Source organism: Streptacidiphilus neutrinimicus (assembly GCF_000787815.1).
Taxonomy (GTDB): Bacteria; Actinomycetota; Actinomycetes; order Streptomycetales; family Streptomycetaceae; genus Streptacidiphilus; species Streptacidiphilus neutrinimicus.
Genome location: NZ_BBPO01000042.1, coordinates 5,092 through 25,583, shown reverse-complemented (window position 1 = coordinate 25,583; position 20,492 = coordinate 5,092). Strand labels below are relative to the sequence as shown.

Below are 20,492 nucleotides of genomic sequence, written 5' to 3'. Positions count from 1 at the left end.
GGTCTCGTGCGTGGCCCGGCTCAGCCGAGCTTCGAGCTGTCGTACCCGTCTGGCAGGATGCTGTCGACGATGGAGGGGATGTCGACCTTGGTGGTGATCTGTCCCGCTTGCAGGAAGGCGTCGCTCAGTTGCTGCTCGGCGAGGATGTCGGCGGGCTGGACCGGGGTCACCCGGCTCTCCTGGGCGGTCAGGGAGGTCTTGGCGTCGGCCAGGGAGATGCCGTCCTCCTCGGAGATCGCCTCCGCGTACTGGCCGGGGTTCTTGACGGCCCAGGCGAACTCGCGGGACAGCCGCTCCAGCACGTCGGTGAGGGCGGCCCGCTTGACGGGGTCGTTCAGCGACTTGTCACTGGCGACGTAGTAGCTGCTGGTCTGGTCGATCGGCGGGAGCCCCTTGGCCAGGATCCGCGCGCCGTGCTCGACGGCGATGGCGGACTGGGGATTCCAGATGGACCAGGCGTCGACCTTGCCGGTCGCGAAGGCGGTGGCGCCGGCGGCCGGGGCAAGGAAGACCAACTGCACGTCCTTGGGGGTCAACCCGACGCTCTTCAGGGCGTTCAGGGCCAGGCCGTGGGCGGAGCTGCCCTGCGGGACAGCGATCTTCTTGCCCTTCAGATCGGCGAGGGTCCGTATCGGCGATCCCTGGGGAACGATGATGTTCTCCTGCGACTGGGTCGGTGTCAGGGAGCGCTGCACGGCCACGATCTTGAAGCCGTACTCCTTCGCCGCACCGGTGATCGGCGGGACGTCGCCGACCGGCCCGAGGTCGATGTCGCCGGAGGCGGCGGCCTGGATGAGCGGCGGGCCGTAGGTGAACCGGGCGAACTTCACCTTGTAGGGGGCGTTGTCGAAGACTCCGGTGATCTTCGCCAGGGTCTGGCTGCCGTCGCCGCCGTTGTCTCCGATGGTGAAGGTGTAGTGGCTCCACTCGGGGTGGGCGGCGGCGCTGGAACCGCTCGGGTCGCTCAGCGGCGCGGCCGCCTGGGAGTCGGTGGCGCAGGCGGTCAGTGTGCTCACAAGGGCGAGGGCGCCGAGGAGGGCGGCACTGCGGAGGGTTCTGGTGGTCGTGCTCGTGGTGCGCATGGCTTCTGCCTTCTGTTCGCGGGGATGTCGTCGGGGTTCTCGGTCGGGTCGGCCAGGGGTGGTCGGTGCGGATGGCCCAGGGGCGGTCAGTGCGGGTGGGCCAGGCCGAGGTCGGCCAACAGCGCGGCGCGCAGTTCCTCACGCGCGACGCTCGCCTCGCGGTCGGCGGCGCTCAGGTCGATCCGGTGCTCGTTGCCGATGCGCCCGCCCCGCATTACGACGATGCGGTCCGCCAACGCGATGGCCTCGTCCACGTCGTGGGTGACCAGCAGCATCGTCGCGTCGTGGCGGGCGCGCAGGGCCCGGAGCAGGTCGTGCATGCGCAGGCGGGTGATGGCGTCCAGCGCGGCGAACGGCTCGTCCAGCAGCACGAGTTCGGGCTCGGAGACCAGCGCTCGCGCGAGGGCTACCCGTTGGGCCTCACCGCCGGACAGTTCCTTGGGCCAGGCCCGCTCGCGCCCGGCGAGGCCGGTCTCGGCGAGAACGTCGCGGGCCCGCTGCTGCGCGTCGGGACCGCGGAGGCCCAGGGTCACGTTCGGCAGGACGCGCTGCCAGGGCAGCAGCCGGTCGCCCTGGAAGACCACGGCGCGTCGGGCCGGGACCTCCACCACTCCCCCGTCGGGCCGGTCCAGGCCCGCGAGCAGGCGCAGCAGGGTGCTCTTGCCGCAGCCGGAGGGGCCGAGCAGGACGACCAGCTCCCCGTCGGCGATGGTCAGGTCCAGCCCGTCGAGTACGGTCCGATCGCCGAACCGGCGTACTGCCCCCTCCACCACGACACCGGACTGCTGCCGGCTGCGGGTGTCCGTCGCGATGCTCATGCTGCCTCATATCCCGGGCGCCAGCGCAGCAGCACCCGTTCGAGAGTCCGGACGAACTGGTCGGCGAGCAGGCCGAGGACCGAGTAGATCGCGAGCCCGACGAAGACCTGGTCGGTCTGGAGGTAGGTCTCCCCCTGGGTGATCAGGAACCCGAGCCCCTTGTCGGCGTTGACCGTCTCGGCCGCGACGAGCCCGAGGATGCTGTAGGCGAGCGAGAAGCGCAGTCCCACCAGGAACCCGGGCAGCGCGCCGGGGGCCAGCACCCTGGTGACCAGACGCCAGGTGCCGGCGCCCGTCGTCCGTGCCATCTCGATCAGCCGCTGGTCCACGCCGCGGATCGCCGCGAACAGGTTCAGGTACATCGGCACGCCGGCTCCGAAGGAGATCAGCAGCACCTTGGTGAGCTCGTCGATCCCGAACCAGACGATCATCAGGGGCAGCACCGCGAGCAGCGGGATCGTGTTGAACACCTGCACGACGCCGTTGAACAGGTACTCGCCGCTGCGCAGCAGCCCGCCGAGCACTCCGGCGGCGATGCCGACCGTGAGCCCGATGGCGAGGCCGATCCCGGCCCGCTGGAGCGAGACCGCCAGGTCCGGACCGAGGACGCCCTGCTGCCACAGCCGGACCGCCGAGCCGGCGAGCGAGGTCGGGGCCGGGGCGTAGCTCGGCGAGAGCACGCCGGCGGTGCCGAGGACCTGCCACAGGATCAGGGCGGCGACGGGGGTGGTGTAGATCCCGAGCGGCCAGCGCAGCCGCGCGGCCACCTTGCTGAGCGCGGTGCGCGGTCGGGCGTCACGCGGCAGGAAGACCTCGCGTGGGCGCGGCTTCGCCGTCGCAGGCGTCGCCCGATTCTCGGCGACGGGTGCGATCAGTCCGGCCTCGGTCATGCCGCCACCTCCAGCACGGAGGTGTAGTGGGAGGCGTCCCCGAGGAGTTGCACGCTGCGGCGTCCGTCGACGCCGACCGGCACCTCGCCCGCGACGGTGACCCGGTTGAGCCGACGCGGGTGGTCGTCGTAGTTGTCCACCGCGTAGTGCTGGGTGATCCGGTTGTCGAAGACCAGCAGCTGGTTCGGCGACCAGGTCCATCGCAGCACGTTCTCGGGGCGCGTGACGTACGACTGGAACAGTCGCAGCAGATCGGCGGAGTCGGCGGCGGACAGCCCGGTGATCCGCTTGGCGAACCCGCCGATGAACAGCCCGCGCTCGCCCGTCAGCGGATGCACGCGCACCACAGGGTGCTCGGCCTCGTACGGGGTCGCCACGAACACCCGGTCGTACTCGCGCTCCTGCTCCGTCCCCGCCTGCGGGCGGGCGTAGTCGAACTGGTTGGTGTGCACCACGCGCAGCGACTGCGCCAGTGCTCGCAGCGGCTCGGGCAGGTCGCGGTAGGCCGCGCCGGTGTTGGCGATGATCGTCTCCCCGCCGTAGGGCGTGGTCACCAGCGAGCGCAGGGTCGTGACCTGGGGCGGGTTGACGACGAAGGTGACGTCGGTGTGCCACGCGTTCGCCTTGGAGGTTTCGCTGTCGACGGCGAGCACGTTGGCTGTGCCGTCCGCGGCGGGCACGTTGGGGTGGGCCGTGGTGAGCTCACCGAACCATCGGGCCACTTGCTCCTGGCCTGCGTTGTCGAGGTCGACGTCGTCGAAGACAAGTGCCTTGTGCTCGTTGAGAGCCTCGCGCAGAGCCCTGATCGTGGGCAGGTCGGGCACCGCCGTGACGTCGACACCGTCGGCGACGGCGCCGATACGGCTGGTGAGCTTGCGAAGGCGCAGGGACATGGCGGGATCTCCTCACAGAGGCCGGCGCAGTGCCGGGAAGAAGGGGTCAGTAGTCGGTAGGAAGCAGGCACGGGCGCACGGGCACGCCGCCTCGCGCCGCAGCGGGCGGGGCGGTGGACCGAGGAAGGCCCGGAAGGACGGAACGAAGGTCCGAGGAAAGAGCGCGGGGAAGGAAGAGGTGCCGACGGCCCGTCAGCGGCCGGATGGCGGCCGATCAGGCGACGACCGACACGTCAGCCCAGGAGACGTGCCGAGGCACACCCACGCGGACGGCGAAGCGGAGGACTTCGGCGTCAAAGGGCCGTCGCGACGAGAACCGCGTCCGGCGTCAGCGGCAACAGAACGCGCTGGAGACGTGCGCCAGATCGATGTGGCGCCGCCGGGTCAAATCCACGCGCGGGTTCATGAGACGTGAGTTCAGCAGAGGGTCCCCATCCCGGTCAAGGCGTCTCCGGTGCATCTCTCACATGGCGGACGACCTGTCACGGCGCGAAACGTGGCGGTGACGTCCGCGACGGAGCAGGCCCAACGGGCTGGGCCCGGCCTTCCGCAGGAAGGCCGGGCCCGGACGGGACGTGGCGCGGCTCGGCGCGGAGGTTCAGCCCGTGGCCGGGAGGTTGTAGACGTGGTTCGGGGTCGCGAGGGAGGTGATCGCGTTCGCGAACCGGGTGCTCGGCTCGGCGCCGTTGTTCGAGATGTCCGTGTTGAGCAGGACCACCAGCGTGGCGTCCTCCTGCGGCAGGTAGACCACCGCGCTCTGGTAGCCGGGGATCGACCCGTTGTGCCCCTGCCAGCCGGCCGTCTCGAACAGGCCCAGGCCGTACCCCGCGTCGGGGAAGCCGGCGGGGATGAACTTCACCCGCTCCGCCTGGGTGGCCGGGGAGAGCAGCGTGCCGGTGGCCACGTCCTTGGCCCACAGGCGCATGTCGTGCAGGTCGGAGACCATCGCGCCGGCCGCCCAGGCCGCGCTGGGGTTCCAGTGCGTCGCGTCGGCGACCGCGCCGGTGGGCGTCTGGTTGGTGTAGCCGTGCGCGTGCGGGGCCGGGAACTCGGCTCCGGTCGGGAACAGCGTGTGGTCCAGGTGGGACGGCTTGAGGATGCGCTCGCGGACGAAGTCGGCCAGCGGCATCCGGCCGTACTTCTCCACCAGCAGGCCGAGCAGGACGTAGTTGGTGTTGGAGTACTGGAACATCGCCCCCGGCGGGAAGACGTTCTTGTGGCGGAAGGCGTACGAGAGCAGCTCCTGCGGAGTCCACTGGCGGTACGGGTCAGCGAGGAACGCCTTGATGAAGTCAGGGTCTGCGCTGTACGGGAAAAGGCCGCTGCGCATCTCCAGCAGCTGACGGATGGTGATGTGCCGGCCGTCCGGGACACCGCGGAGGTACCTCGCGACGGGGGCGTCGAGCTTGATCAGCCCCTGGTCCACCAGTTCGAGCACGGCGGTGGCGGTGAACGTCTTGGTCTCGCTGCCGATCCGCATGAACAGGCCCGGCCGCATCGGCGCGGCCGTCGCCTTGTCCGCCACCCCGAACGACCGCACGTAGTCGCCCCGCTCCGGGAGCCACAGGCCGACGGTCACGCCCGGGGTCCCGGTCTCCTTCATCGTCGCCCGGATCGCCTTGTCGAGGCGGGCGACGAGCGCGGGATCCAGTCGGCAGTCGTCCGCGGACCGACCGGCGGCCACGTGGCCGGTCTGCCGCTCCACGGCCTGGACCGACGGCCCGGCGAGGACGGCAGAACCGGCGGCGGCGAGGGCAACCATGGCCGCGACGAATCGGCGGCCGGAGGGACGACGCAAGGCAGGCATCTGTTCGGCTCTTCCGTAGAGGTGACCTTGCCGGAGATCATTGGCGCAGGCACCGCGCCCAGGGCCCACCTCCCGGGGCTTCACCCGGCGAGTCCACCCGTCCGGACCCGCAGGCTGCGTCCGATCGGGCTCAGCGCGGACGCCCAAGGGCGACGGTGCTGGTGACGTGACGGTTCGTCGGCGGCGTCCGGACGGGCCGCGGGGAGGGCTTCGTCGACGGCGTCCGGACGGGCCGCGGGGAAGGCTTCGCCGCCGCGTCCGCACAGCGTGCGGGCAGGTGGGACGGCGAGAGGGCGCGGAGCCTGCCGCCGTTCGTGTCGGCGTGGATCAGCCGATGGTGGCGGTGTCGATGACGAAGCGGTAGCGGACGTCGGAGGCCAGGACCCGCTCGTAGGCCTCGTTGACCTGGTCGGCGGAGATCACCTCGATGTCGGCGCCGATGCCGTGTTCGGCGCAGAAGTCGAGCATTTCCTGGGTCAACGCGATCCCGCCGATCATGGAACCGGCCAGGACCCGGCCCGCGCTGCTGAGCAGGAAGCCGTCGACGACCAGCGGACCGGGGGCTGCCCCGACGCTGGCCAGGACGCCGCCGACAGTGAGCAGGCCGAGGTAGGCGTTGACGTCGACCTCGGCGCTGACCGTGTTCACGATCAGGTCGAAGCGCCCGGCGAGTTCGGTGAAGGTGGCCGGGTCGGCGGTCGCGTGGTAGTGGTCGGCGCCGAGGCGGCGGCCGTCCTCCTGCTTCTTGAGCGACTGGGACAGCACGGTGACCTCGGCCCCCAACGCGTGGGCGATCTTCACGGCCATGTGGCCCAGGCCGCCGAGCCCGACAACCGCGACGCGCTTGCCCGGGCCCGCGCCCCAGCGGCGCAGCGGGGCGTAGGTGGTGATGCCCGCGCACAGCAGGGGGGCTGCCGCGGCCGGATCAAGGCTGTCGGGGACGGAGAGCACGAAGTGGGCGTCGACGACGATGTGAGTGGAGTAGCCGCCCTGGGTGATGGTGCCGTCGTGGTCGGTGAACGCGTAGGTGAAGACGGGGCCCCGCGCGCAGTACTGCTCGTCGCCGCCCAGGCACGGGGCGCACCGGCCGCAGGAGTTGACCAGACAGCCGACACCGACCCGGTCACCGGGCCGGTGCCTGGTGACGTCCGAACCGACCTCGACGACGGTGCCGACGATCTCGTGCCCGGGGACGACCGGGAAGGGCTGCGGACCCCACTCGCCCCGCACCGTGTGGATGTCGGAGTGGCAGATACCGACGTACCGGATCGCGATCAGGACGTCGTTCGGCCCCACAGCACGACGCTCCACCGTGGTCGGGGCCAGCGGCAGACCGGCGGCCGGGGCGGCGTAGGCGTTGACACGCATGGACTGGGTACTCCTCAAAGGCGGTACGGGGCCGGGCTCAGCCGGCGGACGCGGCAACGCGCACTTCGCGGCGGCGGCCCTGGCTTGCTCAGTCCGGGAGCTCGCCGATGACCGTGACGTCCTCGCCGGCCTTGTGCTCGTTCGCGAGTCGTGTCGCCAGCCTGCACACGTAGTACGGGTCCGCGAGATCGCACGCGTCGACCTGCGCGACCTCCGTGTTGTGCCCGCTGCCCACGCTGATCCACCAGCCGACCGGCACCGGCTCAGTGACAGTCAGGACCCACATGTGGTGGCGCGGATCGGTGTCCGTCTCCTCGGGAAACGGATGGACGTCGGTGACGAGCCTCGCTGCCATGACCTCACGGTATCCAACGCCTCGGCATCCGCCCGGGATCCCACACCGTGGCGGCGGGCGCCTGTTCCCGTTCCCTTTCGGCCCAGCGGACTCGGACCCCGTCAGCTCGGCCCGGGGGAACCACCCCGTCGCCACGTGTCGAACGGCGGCACGAGCGCCACGTCCGAGCCGCCGGCTTCCAGGGAGGCCGCCCACGCGGTCCGGACGGCGTGCGTCCTGCGGATGCGGCGCATGACCGTCCGGTTCGCGGGCACACGTGGCCTCGAGAAGGAGGCAAACATTATGGGTGCTCTGCTGTTGGTACTGCTGCTGGCCCTGATCCTGGGCGGCCTCGGCTTCGCCGTACATGTCCTTTGGTGGGTCGCACTGGTGGTGCTCGTGCTGTGGATCGCCGGGTTCTTCTTCCGCGGCGCCGGCGAATCCCGGGGCCGCTGGTACCGCTGGTAACGACCACGGGGGCATGAGCGCGTGCGGGAGCCGCCACCAGTGCGGCTCCCGCACCACACAGACTCCGAGCAGCCGACCGCTCCCCCGGTATCCGAAAGGGCCCTGCATGACCATCACGGAAATCCTGCTGTTCGCCCCGCTCGCCCTGGCCGGGATCCTGGCCTCGACCTCCGGGTTCCACGGCCCCGCAGGGCGCCACCGCCGCAACCGCTGACCCACCGACGCGAACATCCGCGCCGCCATCTGTGCCCCGCATGCGACAGGCGAGGTCCGGGCTCGCGGCGCGGATCCGTCTCCCGTCCTCGACGGCCGCACCGCTCATCGCGTTGCCGTCGGCTCCTCAGCTGAAACCTCGAACTGCAGCAGGCCCTGTTGACCGCCGTCCGCGACACGCGCCGCGGCAATGCCACCCGCATGCTCGAACAGGCCGTCCAGCGCGGCGAGCTGTCCGCCGACACCGGCTTCGAACCCACGCGCGACGACTCCTCGAGGGCGGCGACTCTCACCGATCAGGGCCGCCCGCAAGGCCGGACGGGGTGCTCCAGAGCCGTCTCGTGGTGAACAGGGTTTGGACGGAGGCCTCGGCTACCCGCCAGGGCCTGGCAGCAGGCGAGTGGTTTCAAGGACAACATCGCTGCCCGCACTCGCGCCACCGGTCATGACGGCAACCTTCTCGCACGGTGAAATCACTGCTGCGCGGCGGTGCGCACGGACAGCCGGGCGGGCTGCGAAGCCGTCGCCGACGGCCACGGCGTTCCCCTGCGCCTACAGGAGCTTGCTGCGCTGTGTGCTGCCGCCCTTGGCCGGCGCTGTTCCGGCCCGTCGCGGCCGTCGTGCGCGAGGCTTGGCTTGGTTCTCGCTGAGGTTGATGCCCGTACGGGCTTGCTCGGCCGGCGAGTGCTTCGGCTGGCACTCGGTGCAGTACGCCTCGGATGCCGACCCGGACGGATATCGCATGGCGGCCGGCGGCAGGAAGTGCGCCCCGCAGTCGAGGCACAGGAACACCGACCTGGCGGTGTCGTCGTCCATCAGGCGATCCTCCCTGATCCGCCGCACGAGGCGCACGGGCTGTAGAACCGGTGCTCCTTGGCGACGAGCTTGCCTTCGCTGTCCGTCTCGTACGTGTACTCGACCTTGTCGGTTCCGCCTTGACCGCTGCACGCGTTGCACGGCTGATCGGGCATCAAGCCTCCGCGGTAAGCGTTATTCCACGCTACCTGGAGTAGGTGTTCCGGGTCAGTCACTCGGACGGGTTATGGCCGTGGAGGCTGCGGCAGACGCGGTACGGCGCGATTCACGGCGTTCCCCAGGCGCCTTGCCGTACTGGCGCTGTGGGTCGGCTGCCCCCGGCTCGGCCGCCACGGCGGGGCGGCCGAGCCCGGTCAGCGGCGCTGCTCAGCGGATGAACGAGACCTCGGGGAAGCTCTTGGACGGCCCGCTCATGAGCGGGTTGGTCTTGATGTGCAGGACCGTGTCGAAGTAGGCGGCCAGGTAGGTGCGCATGATGTAGATGGCCCGGCTCGGGGCCAGGGTGCCGATGTCCTGCTGGACCTGGCCGGGGGTCAGGCCCATCTCCTCGCCCGCCTGGGAGAACAGCGTCTCGTAGTCGCTGAACGACAGGTGCTCGGTGCCGGCCAGCTTCAGCTCGTACTTGGGCCCCGTCAGGTGCGACCAGACGCTGGCCCAGCTGCTGTCCTCCCTGCGGTCGTGGTACGACGCGCCGAAGAGCAGGAAGGGGCGGTTCAGGTTCTCCGCGTCCTGCGGACCGTAGAGCTGGCCGTCGAGGTCCGCGCCGGCGGCGATCCGCGGGTCGAGCGTCATCGAGTCCAGGACCGTCGGGCCGCCGTACGACCAGCCGAACATGCCGATGCGCGACATGTCCACGTTGCCGGACAGCCCCGAGGGGAGCGCGGCGCCGTCGACGTCGGGGTCCTTGCCGCCGGCGATCAGGCCGAGCTCGTTGACGACGAACTTGGCGTCGGCGGCGCGGACGGTCAGCGTGTACTTGGAGCTGGCGGGGGTGGCCGTCTCCAGGCGGGGGCCGGGGAACTGCACCTCGTTGGCCTCATGGGTGCTGTCGATCATGACGACCAGGTAGCCGCGGCTGGCCATGTCCTCCGCGAGCGCGGTGCCCTGCGAGCGGTCCGAGTGGAGGCCGGTCGAGTAGAGCAGCACCGGCAGCTTGCCGGCCTTGGGGTCCACCGGCGCGCCCAGGTGCCCGGCGGTGGTGGGGACGTCCATCGAGCCGGGCCAGACGTTCCAGCTGCTCAGGAAGCTGTCGGCGGCCTCGGACTGCAGCCACGGCGCGAGCGCGTGCCCGGAGGTCTGGGTGGCCGGGTACCAGAGCTGGACCATCAGCTCGCGACGGGGGTAGGTCGGCACCCAGGGGTCGTACCGGGTCCTGTCGACGAGGTGCAGGTTGACCGTGCCGACCTGGTAGGGACCGGTCGGGGCCGGGATGGCGGGCGTGACCCCCGAGTCGTTCTGACCGGTGGGCGCCGCGCGGGACTTCGGCAGGGCCCGCGTCTCGAGGTGTCCGCCGTGGGCGGCGGCGTTCGCGGCGGCCTGGGCCTTCGCGACGGCCGTGTCGTCGAACGGGGCGTCGGGGGCGGCGTTGCCGGGCTCGGTGCCGTGGTGCGGAGTGCTCGCGGCGGCGGGGGAAACCGTCGCGCCCAGGCCGATGGCGACCGCCCCGAGAGTGCCGGCCGCCCGGACCAGCAAACGACTGCGGACTATTCGCGAAGTAGACATGGGCGGACCCCCTCGTGCGCTGGTCGCGTCCATGGCAGCGACCTGAATGCGCATACGCTACCGGGTCCCGCCAGCGACTTTGGCCACAAGCGGAGGATCCTGGTCGGATTGGTGGCGAACTCTCAGTATTGGCTCGCCCAGGACGGCATGACCAGCCCGACGACGAGCGCGGGCACGGTCGCCGACGCCCCCCGGGGGCTCAGGGGGCGAAGGGGCCGAACACGGTCAGGGCGAGCCGCCGAGCACGGGGCGGTGCGGACGGCAGTTCTGGCGAGGGGCATGCGGGCTCCCGGTTCTTCGGTGGACGCGGTCGGATACCGTCCACCGACGGATCGTCGGATGGTCGGCACAGGCAGGGGCTCAACGAGGGCTGGCGGCCGGGGTGTCCTGCCCCAGGCCCCGACGGATCGCGATCTCCACGGGTGAGTACGCGCCGTCCGCGCGGTCCAGCTCGTACGGCGCGGCGGGCATCAGCGGCGGCTGGGCCATGAAGCGCGGCCGGGCCCCGTGGTGCGGTTGCGCCGCGTGGACCAGGAACGGGTGGCACAGGTAGACGTCGCCCGGGGATCCGGTGGCGAGGGCGACGGGCCGGTGGTCGGACGCCGCCACCAGTTCGGGGGCGAGGGTCAGCCCGCTGGCGCCGTCCTCCCCGTACGTCTCCAGCACCCTCGGCACGTCGAGGTGCGAGCCGACCCGGATCCGGGTCGGTGCGTCCTCCTCGCCGACCTCGCTGAACAGGAACAGCATCAGCAGGGCCCGGTCACGGGAGCGCAGGTTCGTGAAGTACCAGGTCTCCCCCTCCGGCAGATAGCTCCCCTCGATGTGCCAGCCCGCGTCGTCCGGCTCCTCCTCGTGCGGGAAGCGCAGCGGGAACGTGCCCAGCGAGTAGCGCGGCTCCCATCGTCCCGCGCCGACGAGCAGGTCGTACGCGTGGTGCAGGGACGGTGAGTTGGGCGCGGCGGCGAACGGCCCCTGCGCCATGCCGCCCACCCAGTGCACGGGCTGCGTCCACGTCGCCGGGTCGTCGGGGTCGCAGCCTGTCTCCGACCACAGCAGCCGCGCGCAGTCCGCGGCCACGCGGGGCGCGACCGCGCCCTCCAGCTTCACGAAGCCGTCGCGCAGGAAGCGGGATACCAAGCTCGTGTCGTCCATGACCTCATCGTGCGGTGGCACCGGTCCCCGTCACCAGACATTTTCCGCACCGCCTTCGTCGGGTGCGCGCCAAGCGGCTCCTCACTCGTCCCAGCGCCGCAATGCACGCGGACGTGTCCCTTTGCTGCTTGCGGCGCGACCGCCTCAGGCCCAGGGCAGTGCCGCGCGTGTGTGCCAGTAGGTCTCGGGGGCTTCGGCGAGCGGAGCGAGCTCGGCCAGGTCGTCCGGGGTGAGAGCGAGATCGGCGGCTGTGAGGTTGGAGGACAGTTGCTCCGCGCTGGCCGCCCCGGAGAGAACCACGTCCGCCCAGGGCTGGGCAGCAGCCGCGGCGAGGGAGAGGGCGTCCGGGGAGGAGCCGGTGCGAGCGGCGACGGAGCGCAGCACGGCGGTGTCGGGTCCCGTGGCGTTGCGGCCGGCGAGGCGGCCGTTGGCCATGGCCTCCTTCACCACGACCAGCCACCCGGCCGCGTGCGCCTCGGCCAGCGCCTGCGCGGCGGAGGGTTCGAGCAGGTTCCAGGTGGCCTGCACGGCGCTGAACAGCGGCTGCCCGTCGACGGTGACGCCCAGCGCGGCACGCAGGGCCTGGGCCTGCCCCGGTCCGCTGGTGGACAGCCCGACCCGGACCCCCTCGGCGGCGAGCTTCGCGAGGCGGGCGTGCAGGGCCGGGTCGGCGAGCGCGGGGCTGTCGGGGGTGACGGAGTGGACCAGGTACACCTCGAGGTGGCTGCCCAGCCGGGACCGGGTCTCGGCGATCTGACGGTCGAACACCGCCGTCGAGTGCTCCTTGACCTCGTGCGCGGCGACGCCCGAGGTGCGCCAGTCGGCGGTGTACGTGTAGCCCCACTTGCTGCCCACCGCCACCTCGGCGGCCGCCTCGGGGCGGGCCGTCAGCCACTCACCGAGGAACTCCTCGGCGCGCCCGTAGGAGCGGGCCGTGTCGAAGTACCGCACGCCCGCGGCGTAGGCGCTGTCGAGCAGCGCGTGCGTGCGCTCGCGCAACGCCGTGACGGTCCGCTCGGCCGGGAGGTCGAGCTCCCGGCCCAGCGTGATGTAGCCGGGGCGCCCGACAGCCGCGGTACCCAGACCGAACCGCCGGACCGGCGGGTTGACGAAACGGTCGGTGAACGGCAGGGCGGGCATGGCGGGTTCCTCTCGACAAGCCGGGCGGACGAACACCGAATGTAGCCGTGGGCGAGCGGCACTGCTCCGGCGGCCGTGCGGGTGTCGCGCCGCGGGCTGGGGTTGGATTCGTCGGGTGGTCGATGAACCCCTCAAGCGTCTGACCAGGGCCGAATGCGACGGCATCTGGGACCGCTTTGATGCCAAGTTCGACACAGCTGCCCGGGTGCCCCGGCCCGCTGGTCCGGCGTGAGGCGGCGACCACGTGAGATCCTCGCCTACGACGATCCTGACCGACCGGGCCGCGGGATCGAGGCGGCGCGGATGCAATGGGAGTGCACTCGGATGATCTTTATCGTGGTGAAGTTCGCCGTGAAGCCCGAATACACCGAGCAGTGGCCCGAGAAGGTCGCCGCCTTCACCGAAGGTACGCGCAGGGAGCCGGGCAACCTGTGGTTCGAGTGGTCGCGCAGCCTCGAGGAGCCGGACACCTTCGTGCTGGTCGAGGCGTTCCAGGACGGCGCTGCCGAGGCGCATGTGACGTCCGACCACTTCCGGGCCGGTCTGGAGGCGATGCGTCCGCTGCTGCGGCACACCCCGGACATCGTCAGCACCACGATTCCTGGCGCGACGGGCTGGAGCGCGATGGGCGAGCTCACCATCGACTGACGGCGCGAGGCGGGCGGCAGCAGCAGGACGGCGGGTCGTGCGTGACTCCGCTGGTGCGCGACCGGACGAACCTACCGGCGGAGGACTGCCCCGGACGCGCCGGCCCGGAGGAGTCGCGCGATCAGCAGCGTCACCCCCGCCAGGGAGGCCAGGACCGCGAGCCAGCCGAGCCAGCCGTAGGGGCCGTGCGGGACGTAGTCGGGCCCCGGCAGCAGGACCTGGGTGCAGTTGTCGCCGACGCCGACGGCCGCGCAGTCGCGCGGAACGATCTCAGGCCCCCACCAGTGGCCCCCGTCCGCGGCGAGGACGTAGGCGATCACCCCGGTCGCGAGCAGCAGCGCGCCGAGGCGGCCGATTCCGGCGCGGCTGAGCGCCTCGTGACGCCGACTCATGGCTCCCGCTCGGTTCGGACGGCTTACGAGAGCACAAGGTACACCGGGCTCAGGCAGCACTCGTTGCCGGGCGCAAAGGCGAGGTCCCCTGAGCCCCCGGCGCGCCGCTACGAGCCTCGCCCTTCTCGCCAGAAGCGGGCGGGCCGAGGGCAGCGCAGGGACCGAACCTGCGCCGCCCTCGGTCGCGGAGCACGCCGGCACGAGGCCGCGGGGCGGGAGGAGCCCCTGGCGTGCGGGGGTCCGTCCGGCCGGTGAGCGCGGCTGCAGACGGACGTCGGGGTGGCAGCCTTGTGCTGCTGGGCGCGGCCTGTGGGCGGGTGCGCGCGCTGGGCCTCGGGCAGGGCGAGTTGGAACCAGACGCACTTGCCGCGGCCGGCGCGGCGCCACCCGTGCAGGTCGGCGAGGGCGGCGACGATCAGCAGTCCGCGGCCGTGTTCGCTCTCCCAGGCCTCGGGGTCGGGGGCGGTCACGACGGGCAGGATCGGCGAGTCGTCCTGCACGGACACCAGCAGGCTGGCGTCGGCGACGCTCAGACGAAGGCGGATGAACGGTGTCGCCGTGTGCCGGAGCGCGTTGGTGACGATCTCGCTGATCAGGAGCCGAAGGGTGCTGCCGGTCTGCTCGTCGAGCCGGGCGCCCCACGCGTGGACGCGCTGCGCGACGACCCGGCAGGCGACGCGGACCAGGCGCGGCTGGCGGGCGAACGTGTAGCGGACCTCGCGGCGTACGGGCATGCGACCTCCACGGGAGCGTGTCGGGTGGCTGACGCCTCCGCGGTGACATGCTCAGGGCCGACTATGGCGCACCACGGGCCTGGTGAAGCCCGACGGAGGCCGCGCGTAAGGCTCCTGTAAGGCTGGCTTCGGAAACACGAAAGCCGCCGGTCCGAGGGAGGCTTCTCCTCGGACCGGCAGCGTCGCGGTGGTTCACGGAGTGGACAGGAAGGCCTGGCCCTCAGGGGTGAGGGCGCCCGCGCGGAACAAGGTGGTGCCGGGGCCGGACTGGTCGGTTCCCAGGCCGAACCAGGCAAAGCGCTGGACGTACGGCAGCGTGTCGAGCATCGAGACGGCGGCGCTCAGGAAGGCGGCCTGCTGGACGTCGGTGGGGTAGCGGGGGGTGCCCTGGGAGAAGTCGGTCAGGGCGAACTCGGTGAGCCAGATCGGCTTGTGGTAGCGGGCGTGGACGGCCTCGAGGTAGGCGCGCAGTTGTGCGACGGCGTCGGGGGTGGTGAAGTCGCCGCCGTACCAGTGCAGGGCGATGAAGTCGACACGGTAGCCGTGCTGCTGGACGCCGGTCATGAAGCGGTCCAGCCAGCCGCCCGGGGTGTCGCCGCCGTAGGCGACGGCCGGGCTGCCGAGGATCGCCGCGGTGTCCATGAGCTTCGGCCACAGGGCGAGGGCCTGGTCGGGCGTCATGTTCGCCTGGCTGGCCATGTCCGGTTCGTTGAAGCCCAGCAGGTAGGGTCCCGCTTGGCCGGCCTGGGCCAGGGCCTGCGGGGTGACCGAGTCCGCTCCCCAGATCATCGGGACGAAGCCGGGTCCGCCGCGGCCGCTGAGCCCGGGGTTCTGGGCGGACCAGGTGTAGTACCAGGCGGGGTGGGCCTGGGTGAGGGCCTGGTCGGCGCCGGAGAAGGTCCAGACGGCGACGCCCTTCTTCCCATCAGGGGTGATGGACGGGGCCGTGGACGGCGTCGGCGTCGGCGTGGTGGCGGGAAGGGCCGATCGGGGGTGGGCGCCGGAGCTGGGCGTCGGAGCCGCGGCGGAGGGCGGTGCGGGGCTGCTCGGGGCGGGGCCGGGGGTCGTCGCGGCGGCGACGGGAGTGGCCGGTGCGGCGCGGTGGTCTGCGACGAGGACGACCGCGAGCAGGGCCGCTGCGGCGGCAGCCGCTCCGACGGAGACGGTCGCACCGCGGTGGCGCGCGGCCCTTCTCCGCGTGCGCCTGTCGCCCCGGCTCCGGCCCGGTCGGGGGCCGGTGACGGTGTGGGGCGTGCCGTGGGTGGAGGCGTGGACGACGGCCCGGTGCAGGCCGGGCGGCGGAGCCAGGAGCGGCAGGCCGGCGAGGAGGTGCTCGGCGGGGACGAGCGGGCCCTCGGCCACCGCGCAGCGGTCGCAGTCGCGGATGTGGCGGGCCAGGCGCTTGCGCCACAGCGGGCTCGGGGTGGCGTCCCAGGGCGCGGTGAGGTCGGCCAGCTCGGGGCAGCATGACGCGGACAGGGCGCGAACCACCTGACGTGCGGTGGTGATCTGCGCTTTCATGCGCTGGACGCGCACGGCGGCGTGGCGGGAGGACACCTCAAGCGCCGCGGCCAGGTCGGCGCGGGTGAGGTCGCCGGTCTCCTCCAGCCACCACAGGGCCAGGAGGTCACGGTCGTCCGGGTCCAGCCAGCGTGTGGCCTCGGCCAGTTCACGGCGCTGGTCGTCCAGGCCGAGCTGCAGGATCGTCAGCGCGGTGAAGTCCGAGGCCGGGTCGGTGAGGGTTTCGGCGTGGTCGATGTCGACCTGCCGGGTGCGGATCTGCTGCTGCGCGCGCATCCAGTCGCGGACCTGTCGCACGACGATCGCCACCATCCATGATCGGTAGGCGTGCGGACTGTGGAGGGCGGGCAGCCCGCGCACGATGCGCAGCAGGCAGTCCTGGACGACGTCGTCGACGTCCTGGTGCCCGTCCAGGGCGCGGCCGGCGATGTTGTAGACCAGTGGGAGGGACTTGGCGAGCAGGAGCTCGACGGCCTGCCGGTTCCCTGCGCGTGCCTCCTCGATCAGGGCCTCGTCCTGTGCCTGGTTGCGCTCGTGCTGCCGTGCCACGTCCGTCCTCTCCGCCGGTTGGGTCTCCTGCTTTCGGAGACCGAACCTTGGCGCGCGAACAACAGAAAGTGCGCCGGCGGTTGTCGGACGTTTGTGCTGTGCCGGCGTCACGCACGCTACGCGGTGCGGCCGTCGTCTGGCTCAGCGGCTGTCCGAGGGACGGGCGGACCGGTCGATCAGGCGCGGGCCGACGTGGGTGAGCTGGTGCCTGGCCGCCGCGGCGCCCGCCGAAAACAGGCGAACCCGGCCCCGTCGGGGCCGGGTTCGCCTGTTCCCCGGATTCCGGACGCCTGGGTCAGGACGTCTGGGTCAGGAAGAAGGCCTGGTTGGCCTGGCCGTTCTGGTACCACAGGTCGAGGTTGGCGCCCTCGCCGTAGCTGTAGCCGCTCACGTCGAGTGCCAGCCCGGTCTCCTTGTTGATGAACGTGTAGCTGACGGTGACGCCGAACTCGTTGAAGTTGGCGTAGTTGGTGAAGATCTGGCCGGTGTCGGCCTCGTTGCAGTACGTCTGGAAGAGCGTGTCGCCGGCGTTGCCGTCGGTGTCCATGCACATCCCGCTGTTCTTGTTGCGCAGATCGAAGCCCTGGTACTGGCCCTGGGCGTTGTAGACGCCGTCGAAGTACCACTTCTGCTCGTTGCCGCCGTCGTTGTACCACTGGATCAGGCGCGCGCCCACGGAGCCGGAGGAGTCGGCGACCGCGATCTCCTGCGAGTCGTAGACCGGCGCGATCCAGTACGGCGTCGAGCCGTAGGACGTCGACGCGTTGGCGGCGCCGGCCCCCGGCCCGAGCGCGATCGCCGCGGCTGCCGCGGCGACGGTGAGGGCGGCGGATACGCGGCGGATGCGCTTGGTGTTCACGGGTTTCCCCCCTGCTTGGTCGGCGTGGCCCCGATCGGGGCCACGTCACGACGGTAGGAGGCGGCCGGGGGCGCGGCGCTGCAGCGGCACTGCAGGCGGAACAGGGCTGGTCCGGCCCGGTAGCGCGGCAGGAAGCGGCAGATCCGCGTGCGCGGCGGGGGCGAGAATGGTGCCCGCGTCGCCCTTGCGCGCCGCTGCCGGGCACATGACACGATGTCCCCGGCCTGATCCCGAGGACAGGCCCAGGGAGGAGCGCTGGTTCCCATGAGCGTCCCCGGCGATCGCGGCGACCGGCTGCGGCTGCTGCGTGTGCGGATCGGGTTGAGCCAGAAGGAGTTGGCGCTGCGGGCCGGGGTGAGCGTGCGGACGCTGCGGTCCCTGGAGCGTGGTGACGTCGCCCGGCCGCATGCCGCCTCCCTGCGCCGCCTGGCCGAGGCACTCGCGGTCTCCCCCGAGCATCTGGCCGCGCTGCTCGCGGGCGACGAGGGTGTCCGCCCGGCGGGCGGGGACGCAGGACCGGACGCACCGGGCGTCGACGCGGAGCTGCGCGTCGCCGTGCTCGGCCCGCTCTCGGTGCGCCGGGGCGGGACGGAGGTCGAGCTGCCCTCGGCGATGCAGCGGACCCTGCTGGCGCTGCTGGCGATCCAGCCGGGGCGGCCGGTCGCGGCGGGCGACATCGTCGACCTGCTGTGGCCGCACGAGCCGCCGCGTACCTGCCTCCAACTGGTGCACACCTACGTCGGGCAGCTGCGGCGGGTGCTCGAGCCCGGGCGCGGTCCGCGCGTCCCGGCGCGGCTGCTGCGCCGCAGCGGCGTCGGCTACCGCCTCGACCTCGAACCGGACCAGTTGGATCTCCACCGCTACGCGCGGTCGAGCTCGCTGGCCCGTCAGGCGTGGGCGGACGGGGCGGCGCAGGCGGCCTGCCAGCTGTACGCGGAGGCGTGGGCGTGCTGGCGCGGTCCCGCGCTCGCCGGGGCGGATCCGGGTCTGCGCGGGCATCCGGCCGCGGTCGCGCTGGCTCAGCAGCGCGTCCAGACCGTGCTGGAGTGGGCCGACGCCGCTTTCCGGATCGCGCGGTACGAGCAGGTGGCCGGACCGCTGCACGCGGTGCTGGCCGAGGAGCCGCTGCACGAGGGCCTCGCCGCACGGCTGATGCTGGCGCTGGCGGGGGACGGCCGGCAGGCCGCGGCACTGGGCCTGTTCGACACGGTGCGCGAGCGGCTCGACGCCGAACTCGGCGTCGAGCCCGGCCCGGAGCTGCGGTCGGCGCACCTGCGCGTGCTGCGCGGCAAGCTCCCCGTCTCCGCCGGCCCGGCTCCCCACCCGTCGGCGCCGTCCGCCCCGGTCGCGTCCGGCTCGGTCGCGCCCGTGCCCGCGCAACTGCCGGGCGACATCCACGCGTTCACCGGCCGCGAGGCCCATCTGGACGTGCTGGACACGATGCTGCCCGCGGGCGGCGCGGAGGCCGGGCCGGTGCGCGTGGTCGTGCTGGCGGGCATGGGCGGCGTCGGGAAGACCGCGCTGGCGGTGCACTGGGCCCGCCGTGCGCGCGCCCGCTTTCCTGACGGTCAGCTCCACGTCGGCCTGCGGGCGGGCCGGGACGGGGGCCGGGTGCGTCCGCTGGAGGCGCTGGCCGGCTTCCTGCACGCCTTCGGCGTGCCGGTCGACCGGATCCCCGACGACGAGGCGCAGGCCGCCGCCATGTACCGCAGCGAGACGGCGGAACGGCGGCTGCTGGTGCTGCTCGACGACGCGCACGACGCCGAGCAGGTGCGTCCGCTGCTGCCGACGGGGCCGGGCTCGCTGGCCCTGGTGACCAGCCGCGAGCGGATGACCGGCCTGGTCGCGCGCGAGGGCGCGCGGCTGGTCGGGCTGGACCCCCTTGCCGAGCACGAGTCCGTGGCCCTGCTCGGCCAGTTGCTCGGTCCGCGGCGCTCCGCCGCGCACCGCGCCGAGGTGGCCGAACTGGCCCGCCTGTGCGCGCACCTGCCGCTGGCGCTGCGCGTCGCGGCCGCCAACCTGGCCGCCCGCCCCGGCCACCAGGTGGCCGACTTCAACGCCCGGCTCCTGGCCGGCGACCGGCTGGGCCTGCTGGCGGCGGACGCCGACCCGGCCAGCGCCCTGCGCACCACCTTCGAGCTGTCCTGCGCCAACCTGCCGGCGGCCGAGCGGCGCATGTTCCGGCTGCTGGGACTGGCGCCGGGAGCCGACCTCACGGTCGGGGCCGCCGCCGCGCTGGCCGACACGACGGCCGACGCGGCGCAGACCGCCCTGGACCGGCTGACCGGACGGCACCTGGTGCACGAGCACACGCCCGGCCGCTACGGGCAGCACGACCTGCTGCGGCTGCACGCGGCGTCACTGGGCCGGGCCGAGGAGAGCGAGCGTCAGCAGGACGCCGCCCTCGGACGCCTGGCGGCGCACTACCGCCGGCGCCTCGCCGCCGGCGCCGGAGTGCTCTACCCCCATCTGCTGCACCTGCCTGCGGCCGACGCGCCCCGTGCGGGAACGCCCGGAGCTCCGCGGTCGGCTCAAACCCCGCAGGCGGCCCCCCTGTTCGCCGATTCCACGGCCGCCCTGCACTGGCTCGACGCCGAGCGGTCCAACCTCGTCGCTCTGGTGCAGCATCTGGCGGCGCACCCCCAGCAGGCCGCAGCGTGGGGCCTGGCGGACCTGATGACCGGATACTTCCTGCTGCGCGGCCACCGGATCGAGTGGCGCACCGTCGCCGAAGCCGCCCACGCCGCCGCGCGAAGGCACGGGGACGCGCAGGCACGCGCCGCCACCGCCCTCGGGCTCGGCATGTGCGACGCGATGACCGGCCGCCGGGAGTCGGCCGTCGCCCACTTCACCGACGCGGCGGCGCTGGCCGGCCAGGCGGAGTGGCCCGCGTGCCAGGCCGTTGCGTTGAACAACCTGGCCGCGTGCCACTGGGCCGCCGGAGAGGTCACCGGGACCGTCGCGAGCCTCACCCGCGCCCTGGAGCTGCACCGGCTCAGCGGACGGGCCGCGGGAGAGGCGGTCACGCTGGCGAACATCGCCGTCGCGCTGGTGGAGGGCGCCCGCCGGCCCGGCCAGGCCGAGCG

At 72.6% G+C, this 20,492-nt stretch carries 18 protein-coding genes and 1 pseudogene; 3 read left to right on the top strand and 16 right to left on the bottom strand.

What is annotated here, in order from left to right:
• Window positions 1–20: 20 nt before the first annotated feature.
• The 7 genes from TR48_RS24465 to TR48_RS24435 all read right to left on the bottom strand — a co-directional run bounded on the left by TR48_RS24465 (window position 21) and on the right by TR48_RS24435 (window position 7,213).
• Window positions 21–1,082 carry an aliphatic sulfonate ABC transporter substrate-binding protein gene (locus TR48_RS24465; RefSeq protein WP_042370973.1) on the bottom strand — a complete coding sequence of 354 codons (1,062 nt, stop codon included), beginning with the start codon at window positions 1,080–1,082 and terminating at the stop codon, window positions 21–23.
• 86 nt (window positions 1,083–1,168) lie between these two features.
• Complete coding sequence (locus TR48_RS24460; RefSeq protein WP_042370972.1) at window positions 1,169–1,900, bottom strand: ABC transporter ATP-binding protein; 732 nt, start codon at window positions 1,898–1,900, stop codon at window positions 1,169–1,171.
• Entirely contained in the window at window positions 1,897–2,790 is an 894-nt protein-coding gene (locus TR48_RS24455) for an ABC transporter permease (protein ID WP_052442963.1), read from the bottom strand. The genes TR48_RS24460 and TR48_RS24455 overlap by 4 nt, the downstream gene beginning before the upstream one ends.
• Window positions 2,787–3,683: a TauD/TfdA dioxygenase family protein gene (locus TR48_RS24450; RefSeq protein WP_042370970.1), complete on the bottom strand. Its 897-nt coding sequence runs from the start codon at window positions 3,681–3,683 to the stop codon at window positions 2,787–2,789. The genes TR48_RS24455 and TR48_RS24450 overlap by 4 nt, the downstream gene beginning before the upstream one ends.
• 598 nt (window positions 3,684–4,281) lie before the next feature.
• On the bottom strand, window positions 4,282–5,490 hold the full coding sequence (locus tag TR48_RS24445) for a serine hydrolase domain-containing protein (protein WP_042370968.1): 1,209 nt from the start codon (window positions 5,488–5,490) through the stop codon (window positions 4,282–4,284).
• Window positions 5,491–5,817: 327 nt separating this feature from the next.
• Window positions 5,818–6,858: an NAD(P)-dependent alcohol dehydrogenase gene (locus TR48_RS24440; protein WP_042370966.1), complete on the bottom strand. Its 1,041-nt coding sequence runs from the start codon at window positions 6,856–6,858 to the stop codon at window positions 5,818–5,820.
• 88 nt (window positions 6,859–6,946) lie between these two features.
• The gene (locus tag TR48_RS24435; protein ID WP_042370964.1) at window positions 6,947–7,213 is read right to left on the bottom strand and encodes a hypothetical protein; all 267 of its coding nucleotides are present in this window, start codon (window positions 7,211–7,213) and stop codon (window positions 6,947–6,949) included.
• A 282-nt stretch (window positions 7,214–7,495) separates the two neighbouring features.
• On the opposite strand from TR48_RS24435, the gene TR48_RS24430 reads away from it, so the two are divergent.
• Window positions 7,496–7,660 carry a hypothetical protein gene (locus tag TR48_RS24430; protein ID WP_042371040.1) on the top strand — a complete coding sequence of 55 codons (165 nt, stop codon included), beginning with the start codon at window positions 7,496–7,498 and terminating at the stop codon, window positions 7,658–7,660.
• 765 nt (window positions 7,661–8,425) lie between these two features.
• Here the strand turns inward: TR48_RS24430 and TR48_RS24420 are convergent.
• The 5 genes from TR48_RS24420 to TR48_RS24405 form a co-directional block, all read right to left on the bottom strand.
• Window positions 8,426–8,689 carry a hypothetical protein gene (locus TR48_RS24420; protein ID WP_042370960.1) on the bottom strand — a complete coding sequence of 88 codons (264 nt, stop codon included), beginning with the start codon at window positions 8,687–8,689 and terminating at the stop codon, window positions 8,426–8,428.
• Complete coding sequence (locus TR48_RS43560) at window positions 8,689–8,844, bottom strand: hypothetical protein (protein ID WP_161789901.1); 156 nt, start codon at window positions 8,842–8,844, stop codon at window positions 8,689–8,691. The genes TR48_RS24420 and TR48_RS43560 overlap by 1 nt, the downstream gene beginning before the upstream one ends.
• A gap of 211 nt (window positions 8,845–9,055) precedes the next feature.
• Complete coding sequence (locus TR48_RS24415) at window positions 9,056–10,411, bottom strand: alpha/beta hydrolase family protein (protein WP_161789900.1); 1,356 nt, start codon at window positions 10,409–10,411, stop codon at window positions 9,056–9,058.
• Window positions 10,412–10,771: 360 nt separating this feature from the next.
• Window positions 10,772–11,563: a phytanoyl-CoA dioxygenase family protein gene (locus TR48_RS24410; RefSeq protein WP_042370958.1), complete on the bottom strand. Its 792-nt coding sequence runs from the start codon at window positions 11,561–11,563 to the stop codon at window positions 10,772–10,774.
• A 144-nt stretch (window positions 11,564–11,707) separates the two neighbouring features.
• The gene (locus TR48_RS24405) at window positions 11,708–12,703 is read right to left on the bottom strand and encodes an aldo/keto reductase (RefSeq protein WP_042370956.1); all 996 of its coding nucleotides are present in this window, start codon (window positions 12,701–12,703) and stop codon (window positions 11,708–11,710) included.
• 324 nt (window positions 12,704–13,027) lie between these two features.
• Here TR48_RS24405 and TR48_RS24400 point away from each other — a divergent pair, with 324 nt between their 5' ends.
• Window positions 13,028–13,351 carry a putative quinol monooxygenase gene (locus TR48_RS24400; protein ID WP_042370954.1) on the top strand — a complete coding sequence of 108 codons (324 nt, stop codon included), beginning with the start codon at window positions 13,028–13,030 and terminating at the stop codon, window positions 13,349–13,351.
• A gap of 71 nt (window positions 13,352–13,422) precedes the next feature.
• On the opposite strand, the gene TR48_RS24395 is transcribed toward TR48_RS24400, so the two are convergent.
• From TR48_RS24395 to TR48_RS24380, 4 genes are all read right to left on the bottom strand, one after another.
• Complete coding sequence (locus tag TR48_RS24395) at window positions 13,423–13,743, bottom strand: hypothetical protein (RefSeq protein WP_042370953.1); 321 nt, start codon at window positions 13,741–13,743, stop codon at window positions 13,423–13,425.
• A gap of 107 nt (window positions 13,744–13,850) precedes the next feature.
• The gene (locus TR48_RS39230; protein ID WP_052442961.1) at window positions 13,851–14,477 is read right to left on the bottom strand and encodes an ATP-binding protein; all 627 of its coding nucleotides are present in this window, start codon (window positions 14,475–14,477) and stop codon (window positions 13,851–13,853) included.
• Between the two features lie 192 nt (window positions 14,478–14,669).
• Complete coding sequence (locus TR48_RS24385; protein WP_236652309.1) at window positions 14,670–16,547, bottom strand: sigma-70 family RNA polymerase sigma factor; 1,878 nt, start codon at window positions 16,545–16,547, stop codon at window positions 14,670–14,672.
• 295 nt (window positions 16,548–16,842) lie between these two features.
• The gene (locus TR48_RS24380) at window positions 16,843–17,406 is read right to left on the bottom strand and encodes an RICIN domain-containing protein (protein ID WP_042370951.1); all 564 of its coding nucleotides are present in this window, start codon (window positions 17,404–17,406) and stop codon (window positions 16,843–16,845) included.
• Window positions 17,407–17,670: 264 nt separating this feature from the next.
• Here TR48_RS24380 and TR48_RS46995 point away from each other — a divergent pair.
• Window positions 17,671–18,630: pseudogene (locus tag TR48_RS46995) on the top strand (BTAD domain-containing putative transcriptional regulator); the annotation flags it as partial.
• Window positions 18,631–20,492 lie beyond the last annotated feature (1,862 nt).

Coding starts and splice junctions, on each gene's coding strand:
- TR48_RS24405 (WP_042370956.1), bottom strand. CDS start 12,703: ATGCCCGCCCTGCCGTTCACCGACCGTTTCGTCAACCCGCCGGTCCGG.
- TR48_RS24395 (WP_042370953.1), bottom strand. CDS start 13,743: ATGAGTCGGCGTCACGAGGCGCTCAGCCGCGCCGGAATCGGCCGCCTC.
- TR48_RS24420 (WP_042370960.1), bottom strand. CDS start 8,689: ATGGACGACGACACCGCCAGGTCGGTGTTCCTGTGCCTCGACTGCGGG.
- TR48_RS24410 (WP_042370958.1), bottom strand. CDS start 11,563: ATGGACGACACGAGCTTGGTATCCCGCTTCCTGCGCGACGGCTTCGTG.
- TR48_RS24460 (WP_042370972.1), bottom strand. CDS start 1,900: ATGAGCATCGCGACGGACACCCGCAGCCGGCAGCAGTCCGGTGTCGTG.
- TR48_RS24435 (WP_042370964.1), bottom strand. CDS start 7,213: ATGGCAGCGAGGCTCGTCACCGACGTCCATCCGTTTCCCGAGGAGACG.
- TR48_RS24415 (WP_161789900.1), bottom strand. CDS start 10,411: ATGTCTACTTCGCGAATAGTCCGCAGTCGTTTGCTGGTCCGGGCGGCC.
- TR48_RS24430 (WP_042371040.1), top strand. CDS start 7,496: ATGGGTGCTCTGCTGTTGGTACTGCTGCTGGCCCTGATCCTGGGCGGC.
- TR48_RS43560 (WP_161789901.1), bottom strand. CDS start 8,844: ATGCCCGATCAGCCGTGCAACGCGTGCAGCGGTCAAGGCGGAACCGAC.
- TR48_RS24445 (WP_042370968.1), bottom strand. CDS start 5,490: ATGCCTGCCTTGCGTCGTCCCTCCGGCCGCCGATTCGTCGCGGCCATG.
- TR48_RS24450 (WP_042370970.1), bottom strand. CDS start 3,683: ATGTCCCTGCGCCTTCGCAAGCTCACCAGCCGTATCGGCGCCGTCGCC.
- TR48_RS24440 (WP_042370966.1), bottom strand. CDS start 6,858: ATGCGTGTCAACGCCTACGCCGCCCCGGCCGCCGGTCTGCCGCTGGCC.
- TR48_RS24465 (WP_042370973.1), bottom strand. CDS start 1,082: ATGCGCACCACGAGCACGACCACCAGAACCCTCCGCAGTGCCGCCCTC.
- TR48_RS39230 (WP_052442961.1), bottom strand. CDS start 14,477: ATGCCCGTACGCCGCGAGGTCCGCTACACGTTCGCCCGCCAGCCGCGC.
- TR48_RS24455 (WP_052442963.1), bottom strand. CDS start 2,790: ATGACCGAGGCCGGACTGATCGCACCCGTCGCCGAGAATCGGGCGACG.
- TR48_RS24400 (WP_042370954.1), top strand. CDS start 13,028: ATGATCTTTATCGTGGTGAAGTTCGCCGTGAAGCCCGAATACACCGAG.